At 56.5% G+C, this 6,189-nt stretch carries 4 protein-coding genes and 1 pseudogene; 2 read left to right on the top strand and 3 right to left on the bottom strand.

Features of this window, described 5'->3' with window-relative positions; genetic code table 11:
- On the top strand, positions 1–460 hold a 460-nt coding region (locus AC2YI2_RS34690; RefSeq protein ID WP_487391073.1), incomplete at its 5' end, for a transposase.
- Positions 461–475: 15 nt separating this feature from the next.
- Here the strand turns inward: AC2YI2_RS34690 and AC2YI2_RS34685 are convergent.
- The gene (locus tag AC2YI2_RS34685) at positions 476–1,855 is read right to left on the bottom strand and encodes a glycosyltransferase (RefSeq protein ID WP_487391072.1); all 1,380 of its coding nucleotides are present in this window, start codon (positions 1,853–1,855) and stop codon (positions 476–478) included.
- A gap of 165 nt (positions 1,856–2,020) precedes the next feature.
- Between AC2YI2_RS34685 and AC2YI2_RS34680 the strand changes: the two are divergent.
- Positions 2,021–2,311, top strand: a pseudogene (locus AC2YI2_RS34680) (Tn3 family transposase); the annotation flags it as partial.
- A 196-nt stretch (positions 2,312–2,507) separates the two neighbouring features.
- On the opposite strand, the gene AC2YI2_RS34675 reads toward AC2YI2_RS34680, so the two are convergent.
- Positions 2,508–4,514, bottom strand: a complete 2,007-nt coding sequence (locus AC2YI2_RS34675) for an aldo/keto reductase (protein WP_487391071.1) — start codon at positions 4,512–4,514, stop codon at positions 2,508–2,510.
- Between the two features lie 203 nt (positions 4,515–4,717).
- Entirely contained in the window at positions 4,718–5,806 is a 1,089-nt protein-coding gene (locus AC2YI2_RS34670) for a LacI family DNA-binding transcriptional regulator (protein WP_487391070.1), read from the bottom strand.
- Positions 5,807–6,189: the final 383 nt, after the last annotated feature.

Below are 6,189 nucleotides of genomic sequence, written 5' to 3'. Positions count from 1 at the left end.
CGTCATCATACATGTCGCCGCGCGCCAAGGCGATCACTCGATCGCGCATCTCTCTCTTGGCGGCGGTGCGGAACCTTCTGAACATGTCGAACACCAGCATGAGGCGGGCAAGGGTGCGGGCCTCGTCCTTCGCTATTGCGATACCGAGGCCATGCAGGATCATCTCGCCGAAATCAGCCAGGCCGTCGATCCCGGCGCGCATGCTGTGCTCATCCTCGATCAGGCTGGCTGGCATGTCACGCCGAAGATCAGGGTTCCCGACAATATGACGCTGATGTTCCTCCCGCCACGGTCCCCCGAACTCAACCCGGTCGAAAACGTCTGGCAGTTCATGCGCGACAACTGGCTATCGAACCGGGTCTTCAAAGACTACGACGATATCGTCGACCAATGCTGCCGTGCTTGGAACAGGCTCATCGATCAACCTTGGAAAATCATGTCCATCGGAATGAGAGAATAGGCGCATAAGTCATGATCAACGCCCGTTGGTATTACGTTTTGTTTTTACCGCTTTAGTTTTGATCCCAAAAAATCGCCTCAAATTCGGCCGAGTACGATTCCACGATAACGCCGTCTTGTACAAATGCAGCAAACTGCCTCGAATGCTCTCGATAGAAAACTCGTCAGCCACAAGATCTCTTGCACGGCGCGACATCGCTTCTCTTTCTTCAACAGGCAAAACAGCGGCATGAGCTATGGCATCTTGAATTGAGTTTGCGGAGGTTCCAGTGAGAATGGCCGCACCTCTCTGGAATCCGATGTCCAGGTTACATTCAACACTCATTATTGACGGCTTACCTGCGGCCCACGCCTCCAATACCGCCATCGGCAGCCCTTCACTCTTCGACGGCAAAACAAAATAGGTTGCAGCGGCGAAACTCCTTCCTTTGTCGGCGCCATATTGTGGGCCAGCAAAATTCACATTCCCTAGCGAAGCGCCTAAAGAAGAACAACGTTGCTCAAAACCCTCAATTCCGTCGACCCAGCCGCAAAAAATTAGAACTGACTTATCTCGAATAACACCATGAAAACCACAAAGCTCCTCCCAAGCATCAAGAAGCTCGGAACATCCCTTTTTCTCGTGAATTCGCCCCAGGTAAAGGAAAACTTGTTTTCCATGGTAATCTGGCTTCCACCACGACGGAAGACCAGAATCGTTTGGCGGCAACTCAGCTACATTTCTGATCACGCTTGTTGGCTGACCTTTGACGAACTCGGCGCAATCCGCTTTTTCTTGCTCAGTCAGAAAATGGAAGCCTGCGGCTCTTCTCAAGAAGCGATCCTGGTATAGAAGCGATACTAATGCTTTAAGCGCCTTGGCCCGGCCCCTAATCCAAGGATCAAGCATACCATGCGGGCTGACAACATAGGGTCGCCCCGTGACGAGTGACCAGATATAGACGGCAGCACAGTGAAATTGCCAAAGTCCGTGTACGTGGACGATATCTGGATTGGCCCGGAATAGCGAAACCAGCATAGTGGGCGCGAAGAAATAGCGCGCAGTGCCAAAGAAGCGATGGGGGTCCAATTGGCAGTCGCGCCACGCATCCAAATCGACTTGGTCAAGTGAGGGGCTAACGGCATGAACCGTAACAGAGCTTACGTTGTCTGCATTAAGAGCCGACAAAAACAGTCTCACTGCCTCTGGAATCCCTCCGCCCAATGGAGATAAGTTCGGCAGTGCGACTGACAGCCTTCCAACCGGCACACCTAAAGAATTTCCAGAAGTGGAGCCAACTTCCGGCTTCAGCGAAGGTCGTCCGCTGATTCCAAACGTTACGGCTCTACCTGGTTTTTCTTCAGCGTTATCGGCCTGACCCTGCTGGTCGAAATTTCCATCAATTTTTGAAGACATTAAGTCAGGTCCTTGGAGGCTATTGGCTTCCGACATTCACTTAAAATATGTGCGAATTGAGGACTTAGCCTGCGAAAACTGATACCGTTAAATTGTCAGATCTCGAGGGCCTTATGGTCCCGCCTTCCGTGATCCTGAAAAAGTTGCAGCCTCGCCGCGAAAAACCGGCTGAACCAGGCGCTGCGCGAAAAGGGCCGGATCGACCGGCTGCTCGATACGAAACAGCGGCGCAGATCGCATGCGATCCACAACAAGGGCGAAAGCCGTCACGATCTTGCACGCGCCACCGTTCGCCATCAGCTCGGTGAATTGCGCAACCGCGTCGCGGAAACCATGGCCTAGGGGGCGTCTGGTCTCAACCTCGTCGTCAACGCCATCATCCTGTGGAACACAGTTTATCTCAGCCGTGCCGTCGATTATATCCGAAGTAGAGCATTCTCATTCCGGACGAGCTGATTTCCCAGGTCGCACCGTTACCATGGACGCATATCGCGCTCACCGGCGACTACCTCTGGTACGAAATTGACCGCCCCCTCGAACGCTTCATGCCAATCCGCGCTAACCGCTTCAATCCAAACAACTTCAAATTCCCTGAGCGTGTATTATTGCAGAAATGCCCACGGAGCCCCTACAAGCGCTTTCTTTTGCGTTTTCACGCTGTGAGCCACTTGACCTCATCCGCAGTCAGCCGAATGTCGAGAGCCGAGAGACTATCTTCCAGTTCGGCAACGGTGCGCGGGCCGATCAGCGGGATGACGGGGAAGGGCTGGGCCAGGACATAGGCCAGCGCGATATGGATCGGTTTGCGGGCCAGCCTGCTTGCGATCTCGATGGCGCGTTCGCGACGCTCGAAGTTGCGGTCGCTGTACCAGCAACGGACCAGCTCCTCGTCTTCCGTCTTCCCGCGGCCTGCGCGCTCCGTGAAGAAACCGCGCCCCTGGCTCGACCAGGCAAAGTTTGGAATTTGCCGTTCGGCAAGCCATGCCTTCCATTCGTCGTCCGACGCATGAACGCAGCCGGCCCAGATCGGATCGAGCATCTCTGCTAACGAGAAATTGTTCGAGAGCGCGGCGGGTGCCGTCTTGCCGTTCGCATGGGCATAGTCGATCGCCTCTTGAAGGCGGGCACGCGTCCAGTTGGATCCCCCGAAAATCCCGCGAATACGCCCGGTCCTAACTTCGGCATCCATGGCATCGACAAACTCGCCGACGGGAATGTCAGGGTTGTCGCGGTGCATGAAGTAGGCATCGACGTAGTCGGTTTTCAGCCGCTCCAGCGATTCCGACAACTGCTTTCCGATGCGGTCCGGATAGACGAGCGGCGAGTGCGCGCCCTTGCCGATCAGCACTACTTCCTCGCGAGGCACGCTGCGGCTTGTCAGCCATTCTCCGAAAATCCGTTCGGTTATGCCGTTGTTGTAGATCCAGGCGGTATCGAAGACGTTGCCGCCCGCCTCGTAAAAGGCATCGAGCGTCAGCGAAGCGGCTGCGAAATTGGGGAAGAATTCAAAGCCGAGCGCCACGACGGAGGCCGACTTGGCGATGCCGGGAATCTGCCGGCGCGGCACGCTCTTGCCCGGCCTCACGGTTTCTCCGCGGATGTTGAAGCGGCGCTGCTCCGGTTTCTCGATCCCGTATTCGAGGCCGATCGCTGACCTCCAGAGGTCAAGTACCCTGAGATTGCCGATGGAATCGGCCCAGTTCATACCGGGCGCATCGAATTCCTGACGGCCTGAACGGATGGCTTCACCGGCAGCGTCCACCTCGAAGGAGTAGAGCCACCGGTCTTCGACTACCTCGACGGTGTCCCGGCTGCCATCCTTACGGAATATCTCGATCAGCCCGGTGCCGCCTTGATGTCCCGATGCGAACCAGAAATCGGCGACCTCGATGCGGCCTTCGGAGCCGATGATGCGCAAGACATTGTCCTGCTGCGCCATGATCGAGCAGGAGACCTCGGCGATGATGCCGTTTTCGAACTGCAGGACCGCCGAAGCCCATTCGTCCACCCCGGTTGCACCAAGACGACCGGCACCCACGATGTTGACGGGGTCGAGGAACGGCTTGCCTTCAACGGCACCGGCGATCAAACGCGCCATGGAAACCGGGTAGCCGCCGACATCGAGAATGCCGCCGCCCGCAAGCGCGTTGGAAAACAGGCGATGGTCCGGCCTGACCGTGCCCATGTCGAAGCCGAAGCTCGACTTGATCAGGCGCACCGCGCCGATCGCACCGCTCTTGACGAGGTCGATGATTTTCGCGGTTTGCGGGTGTAGCCGGTACATGAAAGCTTCGCCTGCGAAGACGCCGGCCTTGCGGGCTTCGTGATAGATCGCATCGGCCTCATAGGCCGAAAGCGCGATCGGTTTTTCGACCAGGACATGCTTGCCGGCACGGATCGCCTTGATCGCCCATTCGGCATGCGATGGATGGGGCGTGGCGATGTAAATCACGTCGATTTCGCGGTCGGCAAGCAGCGCTTCGTAACCCTCAACGACGCGGGCGCCGGGAAAACCGTCACCAAGGCCAGCCTGTGATGCGTTGCGGCTGGCGATCGCAACCAGTTTCCCGGTCCGGGAATGGGCGATACCGGCCGCAAAGGTCTTTGCAATGCTGCCGGGGCCGATAATGCCCCAGCCGATCGTCTTCATGTCGGTCATTGTGTTTTCCCGAATTGTCCCGACGGCTCGCTATCTGATGCGGATGCCGGCGCTATCGAAAAGGAAGGAGCTGGCTGCCGAAAGTCCGACCGTCAGCTCCTCGCGATTGATCGCAGAACGGGCCTGCGCCCATTCAATGTAGCTGGCATTGCCCAAGTGTTCGGCGACAATTTACCCAAAAACGGAAGACACACAAGGAAAATTTAGTAAATATTTATTGCCGCTGCGAACGACTTGAGAAACGCTTGGGATTTCATGGCGTTGCGACAGCTCTCGCGGTGAATGAGCTCTGTGGAGATGTGCACTTTCTTGCCGTAGGTGCGTCCGGAGAGGCGTTCCAGCAAAAGATCGACGGCGACCTCGCCGATATGCTCGCCGTGAACGCGGACCGTCGTCAGCGGCGGCATGAGGAACTGCGCGACCGGGATGTCGTTGAACGAGATCACGCCGATATCGTCGGGTATGGACAAACCCGCCTCCTGGATCGCCCTGTAAGTGCCGATCGCCATGTTGTCGTTCGAGGTGACGATCACGTCCGGCTTTTGCGCCAGTGCGAGCAGATCGCGTGCCAGCCGATAGCCGGTATCCAATCGAAGGCTTTGTCCTGACGAACTGTCGGCCAGCGCGAGTAGGTCGGGATCGAACGTGCCTTGCTGATTCTGCCATTCGATATAGGCGGCGCAGCGTTTCTCGCCGAAAGGCGTGACGGTCCCATTCAATTTCTCGTGACTGCCGATGAAGCCGATCCGTTTGTACCCGCTGACTTTCAAGGCATCCAGAACCTTGAGGGTCGCGATCCCCATATCCGAAAGCACGCTGTCAATCTGGTCGATTTTCGGATCGAAGTCGGCAAAGACAATCTGCCGCGCATGGCGTTGCACCCAATCGATTTCGTTATCGGAATGTTTGCCGATCACGATGACGCCCGATGCACGCTCAAGAAGGGAGGCTTCCGGAAGAGCGTCGGAATGGAAGAACTTGACGATCTCGGTCTTGAGTTCGCGACAGCGGGTCTCGATGCCTAGGCGAATGCCGACATAGTAGGGGTCGGCGATCTCATCGGACGGTCCGAGGAAATGCACGATGACGAGCTTTGTCAGCGGGCTCGGCGATGTCGGGCCATTCGCCTTGTTGCGATTGCGCGGCGTCTCGTAGTTCAGCGCTTCGGCTGTTTCGATGATGGCTTGGCGTTTCGCTGGAGAAATGGAAAGGGCAGGGTCGTAGTTCAGAACCCGCGATACCGTGGCGGATGAAACGCCCACGGCCTTGGCGATTTCCTTGATCGTTACCATACCCCTATCCCATTCCACAGCTCGCAGACTGCCACAGCGGCGCATTCGGGGAAATTGGTTTCAGTAAATCTTTACCAAGCTTTCCGCGATTTCTATATCTGCGGGGCTTTATTCGGTCTCCGGTCCTTATAGGCAAGGCCCAATCGTTTCAATACAAGCCTTGACTCACGGTCAGCTGGGAACCGGTGGCGGCGATAAGGGATCACGAACGGTTTGGGTCATGCCGCAAAATCGCACAGGCCAATCGCCGCGGGGTTAACGTTACGATGCCCAGTGGGCCACGGTTGCCATAGGTCCGAAAGACTTCAAAGGCGATCAGAAGTTCATGGGTTCGCGCGGTCTCAGCAAAAAAGTTCCATAAACTAAATTATGCGATATGTTAT

It is taken from the genome of Rhizobium sp. SRI_017, from assembly GCF_057586295.1.
The sequence above is the reverse complement of the archived record's forward strand: the minus strand, read 5'-3'. Positions and strand labels throughout refer to the sequence as shown.